General features: G+C 47.1%; 16 protein-coding genes. 12 read left to right on the top strand and 4 right to left on the bottom strand.

Annotated elements, in window-relative coordinates; genetic code table 11:
• The first annotated feature begins 66 nt into the window (after window positions 1-66).
• From queF to ACXAH4_RS16470, 7 genes are all read left to right on the top strand, one after another.
• Window positions 67-909: an NADPH-dependent 7-cyano-7-deazaguanine reductase QueF gene (queF, locus tag ACXAH4_RS16500; RefSeq protein WP_474844843.1), complete on the top strand. Its 843-nt coding sequence runs from the start codon at window positions 67-69 to the stop codon at window positions 907-909.
• A gap of 32 nt (window positions 910-941) precedes the next feature.
• Entirely contained in the window at window positions 942-2,462 is a 1,521-nt protein-coding gene (locus ACXAH4_RS16495) for a GGDEF domain-containing protein (protein WP_474882675.1), read from the top strand.
• Between the two features lie 9 nt (window positions 2,463-2,471).
• Window positions 2,472-3,830, top strand: a complete 1,359-nt coding sequence (ppnN, locus tag ACXAH4_RS16490) for a nucleotide 5'-monophosphate nucleosidase PpnN (RefSeq protein ID WP_474844593.1) — start codon at window positions 2,472-2,474, stop codon at window positions 3,828-3,830.
• A gap of 91 nt (window positions 3,831-3,921) precedes the next feature.
• Window positions 3,922-4,296: a DUF3192 domain-containing protein gene (locus ACXAH4_RS16485; protein WP_119500471.1), complete on the top strand. Its 375-nt coding sequence runs from the start codon at window positions 3,922-3,924 to the stop codon at window positions 4,294-4,296.
• 10 nt (window positions 4,297-4,306) lie between these two features.
• The gene (locus tag ACXAH4_RS16480; RefSeq protein ID WP_474850990.1) at window positions 4,307-5,920 is read left to right on the top strand and encodes an HDOD domain-containing protein; all 1,614 of its coding nucleotides are present in this window, start codon (window positions 4,307-4,309) and stop codon (window positions 5,918-5,920) included.
• A 219-nt stretch (window positions 5,921-6,139) separates the two neighbouring features.
• A complete protein-coding gene (locus ACXAH4_RS16475) occupies window positions 6,140-7,147 on the top strand; it encodes an isocitrate dehydrogenase (protein ID WP_119500469.1) in 1,008 nt (335 codons plus the stop codon).
• 169 nt (window positions 7,148-7,316) lie between these two features.
• Window positions 7,317-7,640 carry a ComEA family DNA-binding protein gene (locus tag ACXAH4_RS16470; RefSeq protein ID WP_119500468.1) on the top strand — a complete coding sequence of 108 codons (324 nt, stop codon included), beginning with the start codon at window positions 7,317-7,319 and terminating at the stop codon, window positions 7,638-7,640.
• A gap of 58 nt (window positions 7,641-7,698) precedes the next feature.
• Here the strand turns inward: ACXAH4_RS16470 and galU are convergent, their stop codons facing one another.
• The 4 genes from galU to wecA all read right to left on the bottom strand — a co-directional run bounded on the left by galU (window position 7,699) and on the right by wecA (window position 11,862).
• Window positions 7,699-8,592 (bottom strand): UTP--glucose-1-phosphate uridylyltransferase GalU, encoded by an 894-nt coding sequence (gene galU / locus ACXAH4_RS16465; protein WP_119500467.1) that lies wholly within the window; start codon window positions 8,590-8,592, stop codon window positions 7,699-7,701.
• A gap of 360 nt (window positions 8,593-8,952) precedes the next feature.
• Entirely contained in the window at window positions 8,953-9,810 is an 858-nt protein-coding gene (locus ACXAH4_RS16460) for a glycosyltransferase family 2 protein (protein WP_474882674.1), read from the bottom strand.
• Complete coding sequence (locus tag ACXAH4_RS16455; protein ID WP_474882672.1) at window positions 9,807-10,697, bottom strand: glycosyltransferase; 891 nt, start codon at window positions 10,695-10,697, stop codon at window positions 9,807-9,809. Before ACXAH4_RS16455 ends, ACXAH4_RS16460 begins: the two co-directional genes overlap by 4 nt.
• A gap of 94 nt (window positions 10,698-10,791) precedes the next feature.
• Complete coding sequence (gene wecA / locus ACXAH4_RS16450) at window positions 10,792-11,862, bottom strand: UDP-N-acetylglucosamine--undecaprenyl-phosphate N-acetylglucosaminephosphotransferase (RefSeq protein ID WP_119500465.1); 1,071 nt, start codon at window positions 11,860-11,862, stop codon at window positions 10,792-10,794.
• A gap of 553 nt (window positions 11,863-12,415) precedes the next feature.
• On the opposite strand from wecA, the gene ACXAH4_RS16445 reads away from it, so the two are divergent.
• From ACXAH4_RS16445 to ACXAH4_RS16425, 5 genes are read left to right on the top strand one after another with little or no spacing between them, the layout of a single operon-like run.
• Window positions 12,416-12,769: a hypothetical protein gene (locus ACXAH4_RS16445; RefSeq protein ID WP_474882670.1), complete on the top strand. Its 354-nt coding sequence runs from the start codon at window positions 12,416-12,418 to the stop codon at window positions 12,767-12,769.
• Between the two features lie 14 nt (window positions 12,770-12,783).
• On the top strand, window positions 12,784-14,631 hold the full coding sequence (locus ACXAH4_RS16440) for a polysaccharide biosynthesis/export family protein (RefSeq protein WP_181013654.1): 1,848 nt from the start codon (window positions 12,784-12,786) through the stop codon (window positions 14,629-14,631).
• Window positions 14,631-15,413: an ABC transporter permease gene (locus tag ACXAH4_RS16435; RefSeq protein WP_119500462.1), complete on the top strand. Its 783-nt coding sequence runs from the start codon at window positions 14,631-14,633 to the stop codon at window positions 15,411-15,413. The genes ACXAH4_RS16440 and ACXAH4_RS16435 overlap by 1 nt, the downstream gene beginning before the upstream one ends.
• Window positions 15,410-16,060: an ABC transporter ATP-binding protein gene (locus tag ACXAH4_RS16430; RefSeq protein ID WP_119500461.1), complete on the top strand. Its 651-nt coding sequence runs from the start codon at window positions 15,410-15,412 to the stop codon at window positions 16,058-16,060. The genes ACXAH4_RS16435 and ACXAH4_RS16430 overlap by 4 nt, the downstream gene beginning before the upstream one ends.
• Window positions 16,061-16,085: 25 nt before the next feature.
• On the top strand, window positions 16,086-17,192 hold the full coding sequence (locus ACXAH4_RS16425; protein WP_474844587.1) for a KpsE/RkpR family capsule polysaccharide export protein: 1,107 nt from the start codon (window positions 16,086-16,088) through the stop codon (window positions 17,190-17,192).
• The last annotated feature ends 172 nt before the right edge of the window (window positions 17,193-17,364 follow it).

Genomic DNA, 17,364 nt, shown 5'->3' with positions numbered 1-17,364 from the left:
ATTCTGGTTTTATCAGATTGCGGGCCCGTTGACTTTTCTGCCCGCTATTTTAAGGTTGAATCACACATTATGACAAACCCAAAGCCTTTCAAGGTGCCTTCAGATCTTTCCCTTGGAAAAACGGTTGAATATGAAACGTCCTACAATCCTTCATTGCTACAAGCTGTACCACGGAGCCTGAGCAGAGATACACTGTCATTATCAGCGGAAGCCTTGCCTTTTCAGGGCTGCGATATCTGGACCGGCTACGAGTTGTCATGGCTGAACAGCAAAGGTAAACCCTGTGTGGCGATTCTTGAATGCAGAGTACCGGTCACGTCTCCTTCATTAATCGAGTCTAAATCTTTCAAGCTTTACCTTAACAGCTTTAATCAGTCGAAATTTGATGATGCAGAAGCGGTAAAGGACGCCCTGACCAGAGATTTATCTGCCTGTGCCGGAGAAGTTGTCGATGTCGTAATTATCCTGCCAGACGCATTCAACACGCTGGGAATGGAAGAACTGTCAGGGCAGGTGATTGACGATCTGGATATTACGGTGACGTCATATTCCCCTGACAGCGGGTTATTAACTACAGAAAATCAGGATGTTGCCGAAACAGTAGTCAGTCATCTGCTTAAATCGAATTGTTTAATCACAAATCAGCCAGATTGGGCTAGTATTCAAATCAGGTACAGCGGAAAACAAATCAATCACGCATCGTTACTGAAATATCTAATTGGTTTCAGACAACACAATGAATTCCATGAGCAGTGCGTTGAACGAATATTTTGCGACATTATGAGCCAGTGTAAACCGGAAAAACTTACCGTCTTTGCCCGTTATACCCGACGGGGAGGACTGGATATTAATCCGTTCCGGTCGAATTATGAAACTGCAGGTTTAAACACCCGTTCGGCTCGCCAATAGTGGGCGGTCACTCCGCCGGTATGCAAAGGAAAATGATGGATTCTAAGCAATTATCTTCATTAGCTTCACATAATGAGACGCTGGTACAGTTCATAATACGGTTAAGTTCCTTTTATGAGGGTTTGTCAGCCGAAACAGATAAAGAATTACGGGTTCTGCGGGGACACTTATCCGGAAAACCTGATTTTACTCTCGCCACGGTCAGTATTAACAAGCTGAATACCCATATTCAGCATGCTGACACGTCAGTGAAACAGCACACCCAACTTACCGTTAAAGAACTTGAAAAGGCGATCAAACAGTTTCAAAGCACATTTCAGCAGAATAAGACATTGCGTCAGCAAAGTACGCATTTACTGATTGCCGCTCAACAGCCCGTCGATAACCTGTTTCAGCTGCAGTCATTGTGTCTTAAAGCAATCAAGCTGTTCTCTCTTGTGTCAGCAGAAGCCGTTGATGAAAACGCCGGCTCATCTCCCCGACTGCACAAGAGGCCTGAAGCACGGACGAGCGGCTCACTGTTTGAGGAAATTCAGAACGAACTGAGTCAGCTCATCGACAGCTATGCAAAAAAGCAACCTGATGAACCGAAGGTCGTTGATTTGCGCACGAAACTGGAGTCGCAACTTTCTGAAGAAGAGCTGCTGCAGACTTGTATTATTGTTATCAGGCTGGTAGTCACGGAATCCATGCATGAGGCAACCCTGTCCGGACGTATGATCTACCGTATCCATCACGCGTTAGGCGGGATTCAGGAAGGCGTTGAAGCCAGTATGGCTTCGTCGGGCAAAGCCTTTGAAGCGCGAAATGCCAGTGCAGATGACATTACCAGCCAGCTGACGGAAATGGGTCAGACCGTTCAGGACTCTGATTCACTGGAGAAACTGAAAACGCAGGCTCAGGCACACATTACGTCTATTTCTGCGGCCGTGGCTAACCGGAAAGAGGCAGACAATAAGGAACAGCAGGCACTGATGGGCTTGCTGAGTGCTATGCAAACGCAAATGGAAACCCTGCAGCGTCAAACCCAGGTTTACCGTCGCAAGCTGGCTGAGCAGACTGCATTTAGTCATACTGATCCTCTTACCCGCCTGCCAAACAGACTGGCTTACAATGAACGCTTCAACCGCGAGTATGAAGATGCCCTGAATGACAACCGTGCGTTATCACTCGCTGTGATTGATATCGACTTTTTTAAATCTATTAATGATCGCTTCGGCCATCAGGCCGGTGATAAAACCTTGCAGGTGGTGGGACACCATCTGAGAAAACAGCTTCACGGTGATGAGTTTATTTCACGCTGGGGTGGTGAGGAGTTTGTCATGATCCTGCCATTTATCGAAACCTCAGCGCTGGAAAAAAAGCTGGATGACATGCGGGAGTCACTATCCCGTTTACCTTTCAAATTTAAACAGGAAAAAGTCAGTATAACCGCATCATTCGGTGGTACCTGCCTGCGTGAGAACGATGAACCTCATTCCATGTTTGAGCGGGCCGACGAATTACTCTATCAGGCGAAAAAGAACGGCAGAAATCGCGTTGTAGTCGAATAGGACTGTGATATGAATAAAGTGCAACTGAACCCGGTAGGCTGGATGAGCCAGCTGTCACAAGACGAAGTCGCCAGACTTCAGGACACCACTAACAGCAAGTTATTCGATGTTTTTAAACGATGTTGTCTCGCAGTCCTCAACAGCGGCGTAGACGAAGACAATTTCGAACTGCTCTTTGCACCATACGACGACTTTGATATTCGCCTGATACGACGTGAGCGCGGAGTCAAAATAGAGCTGATTAATCCCCCTGAGGTTGCCTTTGTGGACGGCAAGCTCATGCGTGGCGTACATGAGCACATATTCGCGGTGCTCCGTGATTTACTGTTCATGGGCAATAAATACGCTTTTGTACATGAAAAAGCGCCCACAGAAGGCAGTGCTGTTACCAATATGGTGTTCGATATGCTGCGTCACGCCCAGGCACTGGAAGGCAATGATGAACTGAATACCATTGTTTGCTGGGGTGGTCATTCCATCAGGCAGCACGAATATAAATACACCAAGGAAGTCGGATACCAGCTGGGTCTGAGAGAAATGAATATTTGTACCGGCTGTGGTCCCGGCGCCATGAAAGGGCCGATGAAAGGGGCTGCCATCGGCCACGCCAAACAGCGTTATTCCAAAGGGCGCTACATTGGCATTTCAGAGCCGGGCATTATTGCTGCCGAGCCGCCAAATGCTATCGTCAATGAACTCATTATCATGCCGGATATAGAAAAGCGTCTTGAGGCTTTTGTTCGTCTTGCACACGGCATTATCATCTTCCCGGGTGGCGTGGGTACAGCAGAAGAATTGCTGTACCTTCTCGGTATTTTGATGAACGACCGCAACGCCCAGCAGCCTTTCCCTGTCATTCTTACCGGTCCCGCTGAATCAAGAGTCTGGTTTGAAGCGATAGACGAGTTTATTGGTGCAACTCTCGGTAAAGAAGCACAGGATAAGTATCAGATCATTATCGATGATGCCGCAGAAGTCGCCCGTACGCTCAGCGCCGGTTTGAAAAAAGTAGAAAATTTCCGCCGCGCAATGGGGGATGCATTCAGCTTCAACTGGTCGGTGCGTATCGATGAGTCATTCCAGATGCCTTTCGAGCCCACTCACGAGAGTATGGCTGCCCTTCCTCTGCACACTGACCAGCCGGTTTCAGAAATAGCGAAAGTACTGAGACAAGCCTTTTCCGGCATTGTCGCCGGTAACGTAAAAGCGGACGGTGTAAAACAGATTAAAGAACAGGGGCCGTTCCGTCTTACCGGCGATCCCGCCATGATGGAACGCATTGATACGCTGTTGCAGTCATTTGTATCACAACAGCGAATGAAATTGCCCGGTTCGGATTACGTTCCCTGCTATACAATTAATACCTAGTTCCGGTTAAAGCTTGTTACGATTTAGTCGTTACAGTTGAACGGTGTTTTAAGGTACACTGAGGGCAATTCGCAGTTAAAAGTGAAAAAGGATGAATGGCAAGGTTTTAAAACTGATTTTGCTGGGCGCGTGCGCCTACGCCCTCTTTGTTTTTCTGGTAATGTCATTTTACCCTGACAAGCCGGAAAATATGGACTGGCAGGATCGGGAAGAATACAACAAGGTTCAAATCACCAAACTGAAGTTAGGTGCCACCCGTGAAGAAGTACTTGCCCTGCTCGGGTCTCCGGACATTACCGAAGCAAAGATGGACTCTGGCACAACTATCCAGGTGATGTTTTACCGTACTCAACATGTCAGGGCTGATGGCCTGACTACTCAGGATGAGTGCACACCTTTGTTGTTTGAGGGCGATCAGTTGATCGCCTGGGGAGAAGGTGCCTATCAGAGTTATCTGAAGTCATAACTCCCCTGCAATGCACAGTGCCATTGAAGATCTTGTAAACCATATCCATCAAACCAGCCTGCTGTTTACGCAGGCGTGTCCTCCCGCAGAAATAACGAGGCAGAGTCTCTCTCTGGCCATCCGGCTAATTAAATCCGGCCGCACATTACCCGACTCACTTCTTGCCATAGGATCGCTTCCGCAGGACTCTTCTGTTCACAATCTGTTGCCACAACGTGCAGCTTGTTTAATGACCTTTCTGGGCCTTAAGTTTCAACTTAATGATCACTATCTTCAGCACCTCGTAGCCGCTACTTTCGCCGTTTGCAGTCTGAAGGACAATGCTGAACAACAAGAAGGTTGTCATCTTTTCTGGCGGGGGAAGCGACTGCTTTTTTTTTCCGGTTTACTGAAACTTAAAAAAGTGGTTCAGGCACCCGCCCCCCACCGTTTCCTGCATCCTCACCGGTTAAACGAAGAACAGTCTTTGTTTATCTCCGTCATTTCACTGATTAAAAATCAGCAGGGCTCAATGGTAAGCAGATTGAAACCGGTTATCCCCCGCACTAATGAGAGGGATCTGCACCGGTTTGAATCTTTGCTGAAGTATCCCGGCGAATTTATGCCCGGCTGCGCAGTGTCTTTTCCTAAAGGCGAAGGTGTTTTCCTGTTCACTTTAACGTCCACCACAGGTGCTGTATTGACAGCCTCCGGGGATGTTGAAGAGAAACACCTTCGTCAGATTAAAATAACACGCTATCAGGCTCTGTCTCTGAATGAATGGCTATCAGAAGTAAAAGCCTGCGATGCGGCTTTTAAACCTGCCGTCAGACAACTGATACCCGATACCTACCCTGTGAGTCGTTTACCCGGTGATCTGCAGACTATCATTACGAGTTTGCACGATACCAATACCGACATTCACAAGCTCTCACGCAGGCTTTCACGCATGCCGGTATTTTCAGACTATCTGAAGAAAACGGCCAGTCTGGACAACCGGCTTCAGTTACCGGTGAAAGACGTTAAACAAGCCATTATGACTTACGGCCTTACCCGGGTAGGCGATATGCTTATCATGCGGGCACTGAACCAGCGTCTGCACCAGCGGCACTTCCCGCAGCTTGCTGTTTGTATCCGGTTCGCTGAACTTGTTGCTGCGATTGCATCAGAACTGGCTGAGAGGAGTAATGTTAAGCAGACACCGCAAACGGCAGCTTTGATTGCCACCTTCACAACCGCACCTTTATTTACTTTGCATGCACTGAAGATTATAAAACACTGGCCGCTTCAGCGGCAGCGGCTGTATCAGCTAACAGCATTGCAGGAGACGGAGACCCAGCCCCTCCCTGCCCTGTCTGCTTCACTGGCAAAACAGTGGCAACAGCCGGCGCGCTATCAGGCTGTGATCAGCCATTGTTCAACGTTACCGGCTCATGTGCCTGAAGTGGTACGGGCAGACGCGGCTTTAGCCGGACTCAGTATCCTACTGGCTAACAAATGGCTGTTTGGTGGCACTGAATGTGAGGATACGAAGCTGTTTCAAAGTCAGGCATTACAGACTCTGAAGCTCACACCTTCTTCTTTGTCACAGATAGCCGGCGCTACCGGCTATCTGATGTGGTTACCTCTTCGCCAACGCTCATAGCCAACATTCATGAAATTTATGGCGAGTGACATGCAGTTTTCTGTTACACCCTGTCGTCTTGATATAAAATAGAGGGGTTAAGACTTTTGCCGCTGGCATCGGTTTTACGCATTTCCGGCTTTGGCGACTCTCCGTAGGTGACACAACTTTACCGCTGTCACAGTAGCGCCTGGCAACCTGACGATTAATTAAAAACAGAAACCCAAAGGATTCCTCAACATGACTCAGCAACGCATTACAGTCATTCGCGGCGACGGCATTGGTCCGGACATCATTGATGCCACTATTAAAATTCTGGACAAGGTGGGATGTAACTTCGCTTATGACTATGCTGATGCAGGTCTGGTAGCGCTGGAAAATCATGGCGAACTGCTACCACAAGAAACCCTCGACCTTATCGCCAAAAACAAAGTGGCACTGAAAGGCCCGCTGACGACGCCGGTTGGTGAAGGTTTTACATCAATCAACGTAAGCCTGCGTAAGCAGTTTTCTTTATATGCTAACGTACGTCCGGTGTTATCTTTCAAGGGTACCAAAGCCCGCTATGAAGATATCGACATCATTACTGTACGTGAAAACACCCAGGGTATGTACTCAGGTCTTGGCCAGGTGGTCTCTGAAGACGGCCAGGAAGCTGAAGCGATGAGTAAAATCACCCGCCAGGGTGCAGAGCAAATCGTAACGTTTGCCTATGAACTTGCCCGCCGTGAAGGACGCAAGAAAGTCACTGCAGTGCATAAGGCTAACATCCTGAAGTCTACATCCGGCTTATTCCTGAAAGTGGCCCGTGAAGTGGGTGAGCGTTATCCGGACATCGAATCAACAGAAATGATTGTTGATAATACCTGTATGCAACTGGTTATGAACCCTCACCAGTTTGATGTCATTGTTACGACCAACCTGTTCGGTGACATTTTGTCTGATCTGTGCGCCGGTCTGGTAGGCGGTCTGGGTATGGCTCCGGGAGCAAACATCGGTAAAGACTGCGCCATCTTTGAAGCGGTACATGGTTCTGCACCGGATATCGCTGGTAAAAACCTGGCAAACCCGACATCAGTGATCCTTGCTGCAATCCAGATGCTTGAATATCTCAACATGGGTGACAAAGCAGAAAAAATCCGCAGTGCACTGAAAGAAGTTATCGAAACCGGTGACCGTACAACCCGTGATCTGGGTGGCCAGGCCGGAACGACTGAGTTTACCGACGCGGTACTGGAACGTCTCTGATAGCGAACGGCTGAATGAACTTTGTAGAAAGCGGACATCATGTCCGCTTTTTTATTGTCCTGACCTTTACCTGTACAAAAACTGGCCTCTCATTTTATCTTCTTTGGATTTAAGCTTTTTATGTACACCGGTACACACAAATCACTTAATTCAACACAAGGAAGATACAATGAACAAATCCAGACTGGCACTGGCCGCTTTATTTGCAACACTCTTTTTGAGTCAAAGTGGCGCTACTCTTGCCAATACTATTGAAACAGATGTCACTGAAGCAGCCGGAATTACTCTGCCCGATGCATTAGACTTAAACACTGTTACGGCAGAAGAATTGACTGCCTTACCTGGCATCGGACTGAGTAAAGCGGAAGCCATCATTGCTTACCGCAATGAAAAGGGCTATTTCCATGAAGTAGACCAACTCACCGAAGTAAGAGGTATAGGTGAAAAATTGCTGGCAAAAGTACGGGACCGCGTAAAAGTAGTTCAACATTGATCACCGCACATAAAAAAGCCCGCAAAACGCGGGCTCCATTATTATTCTCGTTGCGGCATTAACCATTCAGTGAAGCAATGTACTGCTTGAACTCTTCACCCAGGTCAGGGTGACGAAGAGCATATTCAACATTTGCTTTCATATAACCAAGTTTACTACCACAATCATGGCTCTTGCCCTTCATGTAATACGCATCAACCTGCTCAATTTTCATCAGTGAATCAATGGCGTCAGTTAACTGAACTTCACCACCGGCACCTGGAGGCGTGAACTCCAGCAGATCCCAGATTTTCTCGGACAGCACATAACGACCGACTACTGCAAGATCTGAAGGTGCTTCTTCCAGTTCTGGTTTTTCTACCATTTTGTGGATTTTCGCAGATTCACCCGGCTTAATGTCTACGCCTTCCAGATCTGCAATACCAAATTTAGAGATATCTTCTTTTGGCACCTGCTCCACCATAACCTGACTAACACGGCTGGTATTAAATTTAGCAACCATGTCTGCCAGGTTATCTTTCTTCGGATTACTCGCAACATCGTCAATGATTACGTCAGGCAGAACAACCGCGAACGGTGCATCACCTACCAGCGGATGCGCACACAGAATTGCGTGACCCAGACCTGCAGCATGGCCCTGACGGACGTGCATGATGGTTACGTCTTTTGGACAGATTGACTGTACCGCTTCGAGTAACTGACGTTTAACACGTTTTTCCAGTGTCGCTTCAAGCTCGAAGGACGTATCGAAATGGTTTTCAATGCTGTTTTTACTCGCGTGAGTAACCAGGATAATTTCTTTCACACCAGCAGCAACACATTCGTTTACTACATACTGGATAAGCGGCTTATCAACAACTGGCAGCATCTCTTTCGGGATGGCCTTGGTTGCCGGCAACATACGTGTTCCCAAACCAGCTACCGGAATAACCGCTTTCTTTACTTGACTCATATTCGTGTCCTTTTACTGAAAATCCTCAACCGATGATGTAGTAATGCAATCCGTATTCCGCTCTACAACATGGTTCACAACTTAAGCTGCCGTCAGTGATTAACACCAGCTTTAAATATCATTTTACATAAGCAGGATGCGTTACCCATGCTTCTACGATAAACGAGTTGATATGGCTCAATCAACTTGCATTTACTGCAACCAATACAAAATAGCAGCCACTTACGCACAGCTTCGGTGCATACGCACTAAAATAGACACAGACGCACTTCATTAGAACAATTTCTTCATGTCGTCTATGTATTAAAATCGCGACAGTTTACTCAACCACCGTGACGGATTGATGACGGAACATGAATCCTATTTCAAAGGTCCTTTTTTTCCTTTGAGTCCGTCGACCAATCCCTTCGCAAAATACCGGCCCCGCAGCTTTCCGTTATCGAAAACCCAGCGGTTAATGAACCACCTTAACGGAATGGCCGGAATGTTTCTCAGCTTCCAGTAAAGCGGCACGTAGCTTCTGCGACTTAATATAAGCACATTACGTACCTGATAATATAATCTGACCGGTGCACCACGTTTAAAGGTAATTCCGAGGACCTTATGTCGGCCGTCACCCTGCTTATGTAACATGGTCACGTCCGTCAACTTAACCACAGAGAATCCTTTGTGTCTGGCTCTCCAGCACCATTCATGGTCTACACCGTCAATGAACAGTGACTCTTCCTTGTGACCAATGTTTTCCAGCTCAGAAAGGCTGAGCATCATCCCTGAGGCAATTATTTGTTTAACACTGGCAAGGCCGTCCCGCACATCTACTGCCTGCTGCACTTTTGGCTTTACCGGCTGATTATAAAATTCACAGATAATTTGCGGGCCCACCGCCGCTACCTTGCCGAAATGTGCTTGCGCTTCAACAAAACCGGCGCACAATCCTCCCATCAGCGCTGGCGTAACAGCACTGTCCTGATCGAATAAAACAGCATGGCTGAACTGTTGCCCGGCAAGATGAGACAAACCGCGATTCTGAGCAGCGGCAATCCCGATATTTTGGGGATAATGGAGATAAACCACTTCCTGCGGCAATGCCAGCTTCAATTCATGGGGAGAATTATCTACCAGTACCACCTGGTAACCCGAATCAATCAGCGTTTCTAACATCCGGCTAAGATGCGAAGTATCAGGATGAAACAGGATTATAACAACCCCGGTTTTCATGACTTCTCGCCTCTCTCCAGCATCTTACGGTCCAGTTTATACGCCAGTTTAACCAGCTTTGAAGGCATCATCCGCATCAGCAGTACGCAACTGGCATAAAACAGATTCCAGGGCGTCATCCGCTTTAAGGCTCGCATAGCGTAGAGCCTTGCACGAAATTCGTTGACCGACTTGGAAAAGCCCCGGCGTTTATAGAAATTATTTACCCGGCGGAATTCCAGTAAACGCTCACTGAGATTTCTGAATACGAAACCTTCCTCTGCCAGTTGGATCCACAAGAAATAGTCCTGAGTATTCATCAGTTCAGCATCATAGCGAAAGCCCTTCCGGAATATTTCATATCTAAAAGCGACTGTAGGATGATTTATGGAACAGCGGCGGGGTAAGACTTTAACGATTTGCTTGTGGGATGCCGGCATAATTCTCGCCCCTACGACCACACCACTTTCATTGATTTCAGTCAGTGCTGTACCAAGGATTCCCACGTTCTGATGATTATTGAGGTATGTCACCTGTTTTTCGATACGATCCGGCAATGAAATATCATCGGCATCCATTCTGAAAAAGAAATCAAAGTTCAACGCCATGCCCCACTCTATAGCAAAGTTCATACTGGCCGCCAGACCAATATTAGAGCTGTTCTCTGCGAGAAAAATACGTTCATCACCGGCCGCGGTATGCGTCAGAAAATCACTGATATTGCTGTCGACAGGACCGTCTTTGATGATAAGGAAAATAAACGTTGAGTAGGATTGACCGGTAATGCTGCTGACAGCTTGCTTCAACCAGTTCAACTGGTCTTTATGATACACCGCCATTGCCACCAGAGACCCGGTACCGGCAGGAATTTTACCCTGATGAATTATCGTTGTTTTTGCTTTTGACAAGGCAGCCGCCAGTAACACATCACTATTTTAACTGGCAGCAAACATACCAAAATTATTCCCTGTCGTCTGCACTATTTATGGGCAGTTGACGGTTTTAAGGTTTTGTTTTCAATGATCGTTTAACGTGACGGATCAATTTCCAGATGTTTTGAATGATATAGCTGTAAACCATCAGCAAGCCGAGGAACGACCAGAACATGACATACTCAGGCACCATCAGGATTTCTCCCAGAATACCCACACCGGCGTAACACAAACCCAGGAACAAAATCGCAGCCAGCGCTTGTCTGCTGGAGAGCCCTGCGCGCATAAAGATATTGTGCAAATGCTTGCGGTCAGGGCGCAACATTGACTGCCCTTTGCGTGCACGGCGGTACATGATAGCTGCCATGTCCATCAGCGGAAGACCAATCAACCACACAGCGGTAATAGGTCTGAAAGCGGCGGCCTCGCCCTGCGTGTGGTCCACCAGCAACCACACAATAGTGAGCCCGACAAACATACTGCCGGCATCACCCATAAAAATTTTATTGCCTTTGAATCCTTTCCAGCTCAGATTGAAAGCCAGAAACGGCACGATAGCAGCGACAATAATCAGCGGCTCCATGATAGCCGCACCGTTACCTGTTCCCAGCAGAATACCGACAACAGTCAACAGAACAATCAAACTCATGCCACCGGCGAGCCCGTCAATACCATCAATCATGTTGAAAGCGTTAATTACACCCACAACGCAGACGATGGTAAAGAAGTAACCGGCAATCCCCAGATACGCTTCACCGAAGCCGAAAATGTTACCCAGGGAAGTAATATAATTCTGTGCACTCCATGCCATGATGGCAGCAACACCAAACTGACAAAGGAGACGGCCTTTGGCACTTAACTGGAAGCGGTCGTCCAGCATGCCAAGCAAGACAATAAACGCTGATGCAGTGAAAAACAGAGGATTGTTTTTCATCCACACATCAGTCGCAACACTCGCCACCAGCACAGCCATGAAAATGGCAACACCACCAGTCAAAGGCACCATGCCTGCGTGACGTTTACGGTAAGTCGGATGATCAACCAGGCCAAACTGATGAGCCAGTGGTGTCATCACAATCAATAAAATCAGGGCGACAAAAAATGCCGTGAACAACGGTACAATTTGAAGATAATCAAACATACAAAGTACTAATCCCTAACCATAGGTCTGACTTGCCGGTAGATGTGAAATGTGTGTGAGCGGTGTTGATAGCGATATTCCATTTTGTCTAAAACTTCCTGATGCCGGGCAGCATTTTGATCAGCAAACACCAACATGCCAATATAATAATAGACTAAAGACAAAAAGACTACCTCCTGAAATTACAACAGAGAAATTTTCTTTCAAATCTTTAAATCTGCTTTACCTGTTCTGACACACATCTGACATTCCACCGCCTTACAAAGCATACTGCAAACTTTTTTAGCTTCACAGACTCACACAGACGTCATTTTTTAGTTTTAACGTTACACGGGGGAACCGTCTTATGCAGATACGAAACATCTGCAGGCACTCCTGAGTAACAACACCATTTTAAATGTCATGAGCTGTTAAGCAATTATCAAGCCATCACTTTAATTGGTTACTAAACATGACAAATTACAGATTTAGCGCAGATGCATAAAGGGCAGACTGCAAAAGCCGGTGAATGTGGTATGCTATCCGGCCAGATTAGACAAGGAATTATTAAGACATGAGTATTATCAGAAGTTTAAGTGCTGGTCTGATAGGTCTTACCGTACTGTTGAGCGGATGTTCTTCAGCCCCTACGCAGGTGAATGCGAATATTCCGCTGGTTTCAGGCGATTCAATGCGACTAGCTGACAGCCAGGTATATCCGGTACCGCAAGGCAATTTGTCGCCGGGTGAGATGTTGCAGATTGGCAACGAACAGTATCAGATCCACAACCGCTATATCTCTGCATCAGGATTAACCTGTATGTCATTGCGGGATCTGTCCAATCCGGCAAACCGTCGTGCAATTTGCGAACGGGACGGGCAATGGCAAATGCTTGCTCCGCTTCTTACTCAAATCTCAGCTAAATAATCATGGCAGAATCTATGTCAGTAATCCGTACACTTTCCACCTTGGGTAAGGTGGTATTGGCCTGTGCCTGTTTTTCTTCTCTTGCAACAGCACAATCTCTGGCCGATCTTCAGCAATTACGTGAACAGGCCCAACAGCAAAACTCGGGCAATTCCGCTACCACTGGAACCGGGAACGCCCAGACTCAAGCCGTGTCGCCGATGAATGTGCAGACTTCCCGTACTTTGCCGGGCGCGCGCAGCAGCATGTCAACGTCTACCGGCCAGTACAACAAAGAACCCCGCTCCGGTGTGTCTCTGCCCGGCGAACCAACCGTAGAAGATGTATTTCCTTACAGCGAACCACTTGTCAGCCCGCCATTCGCTGCCAACCTCTTCATCGGCGGTTTTGAATCTGAACGCAGCTCAGGCCTTAATGAAAACTATCTGATTGCGCCCGGTGATAAGATTTCAATCTGGATGTGGGGTGCCGTCAACTTCTCCGATGTGGTAACTGTTGATAACCAGGGAAATATTTTTATTCCTAACATTGGTCCTGTGCATGTTGCAGACACGCCAGCCGGTTCGGTGAATGCACTGGTCACTAACAGTATTAAAAGAATCTATACCAACGACGTTAACACCTACGTGAATCTGCTCACGTCTACGCCAGTAGCGGTTTATCTTACCGGCCCCGTTATCCGCCCCGGCCAGTATGCTGGCCTGGCATCAGACAGCGTGCTTTATTATTTAAAGCGTGCCGGCGGTATTGATTTCAACCGTGGCAGCTTCCGTAAAATCGATATCCGCCGTGAAGGAAAAGTAATTGCCACGGCAGACCTTTATGAATTTATCCGTGAAGGCACCCTGCCCGGCGTTTCTTTTAAAGACGGTGATACCATTGTTGTTCATCCGGTAGGTGACAGAGTTACTGTCGCCGACGGTGCTAATAACAGCTATACCTTTGAATTCAAAAAAGACGAGTTGATGGGTGAGACTTTGCTTGACTATGCCAGACCACGGGATTTTATCAGCCATGTTTCCGTTGCCGGCCTCAGAAGCGATCAGCAGTTTGCCCAGTACGTTTCGCTAAATGAATTCAACAATGTTGTTTTGCAGTCCGGTGATGAGGTCAATTTCATTAATGACCACGTCGCGAAAGTTTACCAGATAAACATTGAAGGTGGTCACACTGGTCCTTCCAAAATCATGGTTGACCGGGGTACCCGTTTGCAGGATGTCCTGGATTACATTCATGTTGACCCGTCACTCGCCAGTGCGTCAGATGTTTATCTGCGTCGCGAAAGCGTGGCACAAAGTCAACGGGAGCTCATAGAACAGTCGCTGCAGCGCCTGGAGCGCAGCATCTATACAGCACCAATCAGTTCTACCGGAGAAGGTTCTATCCGTGTTCAGGAAGCGCAACTGGTCAGCGACTTCATTGAGCGGGCCAGACAAGTAGAGCCACAGGGTAAAGTCATTGTGGCTGAAAACGGTGAAGTGGCCAATGTACTGCTGGAGCCAAATGATACCATTGTCATCCCTGAAGCCACTGATCTCATTCATGTGGGCGGCGAAGTAATGATGCCTCAGGCTATTGTCTTCAATAAAGATGCGACCACCGCTGATTATGTTGCATGGGCCGGCGGGTTTACCCAGCGCGCTGACGACGAGCGCATCCTTATCATCAGACAGAACGGTATCGTAGAGTTCGACAGTATTCACAGCAGTTTGTGGTCTGAAGGCGAAGGTAAGCTCACTATCCGTCCCGGTGATCAGGTTGTGGTATTGCCGTCAATTGATGTGAAGTCTTTGCAGACCATCAAAGATATCACACAAATCATTTATCAGATTGCTGTGGCGGCCAACGTAGCTACCAACTGATGGATATTACCTTTAAATCACAGGTTGCAGCATGGCGAAGAGTGATCTTCGCCCTGTTTCTCCGTGAGCTGCAAAGTAAGTTCAATGATAAACTGGGACTTGGCTGGGCCTTTATTGAACCCTTCGTGTTCATTTTTGCCATGTCCTATCTCCGCAGCTTTATCAGCGGCAGCGATGTTCATTCCGTACCGTTATTTGTATTTATGATGATGGGCCTGATGGGCGTACAAACATTCATGACCTGCACGTCTGTGGTACCTGAATCAATCGGTAAAGCAAAACCCCTCTATGCATTCAGGCAGGTACAGCCTATGGCTGCGCTTATCACATCAGCATTTATGGAATTTGTGATAAAAGTTGGTGTGGTTTGCCTTGTTGTATGCGCTGTATATCTGCTGGATATTGATTTTGACGTGGACAACCCTCTGCTGTTAATTGCACTTTTCGCATTACTGTGGATTTTTTGCTTTTCCATCAGCCTGGTATTCGGTGTCCTCATCGCCTTCATACCTGAAATGAAAAAAATTAAAAATATGCTTAACCGGCCTATCTTTTTCATTTCCTGTACCTTTTTCAGTCTGCAGGATCTGTCACCTGAGGTATGGCCCTGGTTGACCTGGAACCCACTGGTTCACTTTATTGAACTCGCCAGATACGCCTGCTATGAAACCTATGGTGATACCGGTGTGTCTTTGCAGTTTGCTGTTGAAGTTACCGCCATCACTCTGTTTGCCGGATTAGCGCTCTATCACACAACCTGGAAGAAGGTGTTGTCACGGTGATTAGAATAGAAAATCTGACTAAGAGCTACCCGAGCAAACTCGGGCCGCAATACATTTTTAAAAATTTAAACTTTGAATTCCCCACCGACCATAGTGTGGCCATATTGGGTAAAAACGGTGCCGGTAAATCCACATTGTTCCGTATGCTGGCCAAAAGCGAATATCCGGACAAGGGCAGGATCCTGACAAATAAATCCATGTCCTGGCCGGTTGCACTGGCCACCGGTATTCATCCGCAAATGACCGGCAGGGAAAATACGCGATTTATTGGCCGTATCAACCAGGTGAAGTCGCTGCCTCAGTATGAAAAACAAGTGCAGGAATTCGCCGAGATTGGTGGCCGGTTTGATTTACCGGTTAAGACGTATTCCTCAGGTATGCGTGCCAAGCTGGTTTTTGCCTGCTGTATTAATATTGATTTTGATATTTATCTCATTGACGAAGCAACTTCTGTAGGCGACCCCACATTTCGCCGCAAGGCCCGTAATGCCCTGAAAGAGAAAAATCTGACAGCAGGTATGATCATGGTCAGTCACGAACTGGACCAGATCAGGGAATTTTGTACTTCAGCCATTCTTATTGAAGACGGTAAGCTGAATTATTTCAGCGACCTGGAAGAAGGCATCAGTGCCTACATGGCAGAATAAATTTAGGTTAAGTGATATTAAGATTATGAAAGCGAAAGCAACCCTCAACAAACTGAAAAAGAACAAGCTGGTTTTCATTCTTGCGCCCTGGCTGTTATATGCGTTCTACCTGATTGTGTGGGCAGCACCGCAATATGAAAGTACAAGTAAGCTCATTATTAAATCCACAGACGGCGGTAGTTCCTTTGACCCCACCAGTCTACTTGGCGCGTCAATCAGCGGCGTAGCGTCGACAAACGACAGCCAAATCATCGAAAGTTATATTAAATCTCAGGATATGATGCGTTATCTGGAGAAAACGTTGTCCTTAAGCAGCCATTACGGTGCAGACCATGCGGACATGTTCAGCCGTTTGCCGGAAGACCACAGCCAGACACAATTTTATGAGTATTACCTGCAACAAATTTCAGTGGAAGTAGATTCAGCATCTTCTGTTATCACCCTGAATGTAAAAGCTTATACCCCGGAATTTGCACAGCAGGTCAACAGCACCATTGTGGATAAGGCCGAGCAATTTCTGAACGACATTAATAACAATCTGGCCAAATCTAAAATGGAATTCGCTAAGGGCGAACATCAGGTGGTAGAAGATAAACTGCAAACAGCAAAGCGTGACATCCTCGCCTTCCAGTCTAAGTACAACGTGCTTGACCCTACCGCCGAAGGTGCCGCTTCCCAGCAAATTGCGTTCTCTTTACAGGCCACGCTGGCACAAAAGAAGGCAGAGCTGAATACCATGGAGACGATGATGTCACCCAGTGCCCCTGAGGTACAAAACATCAAACGTCAGATTGGAGCCCTGCAACAACAAATTAATATTCAAAAGGAAGGCTTCAGCAACCAGGTAACCGGTGAATCGCTGTCTGTAACAGAACAGATGGCAAAGTACTCTGACCTGCAAATTCAGATGCAACTGGCTATTCAGGCCTTTTCGTCCTCGCTGGTGTCACTGGAAAATGCCAGGGTCGAGGCCTATCAGAAGTTACAATATTTGGTCACCATCGAGTCACCCACCCTGCCGGATGACAATGCATATCCTAAAATAGTCTATAACCTGGTGCTTTTTGGTGTCATTTTACTCATCCTGTATGGCACAGCACGTATTATCATTGCGACTATCAAAGAGTTGTAAACAGCTAAAAGGGCTACACCTGCCTTACAGGGTAGTCCTTTTAAAGACTAAGCGTTTTACCCTGTAATTCTCTTGTGTATAGTGGAGTCAGGCATTAATTCACCTGACTGAGTCCGCAAGGAAACAGAACCGCCGTTATCTCAGGCAATGAATTACAAAACCAATAACAATC

This window comes from Alteromonas sp. ABV2_168, from assembly GCF_056161165.1.
This window is presented reverse-complemented; position numbering and strand designations above follow the sequence as displayed.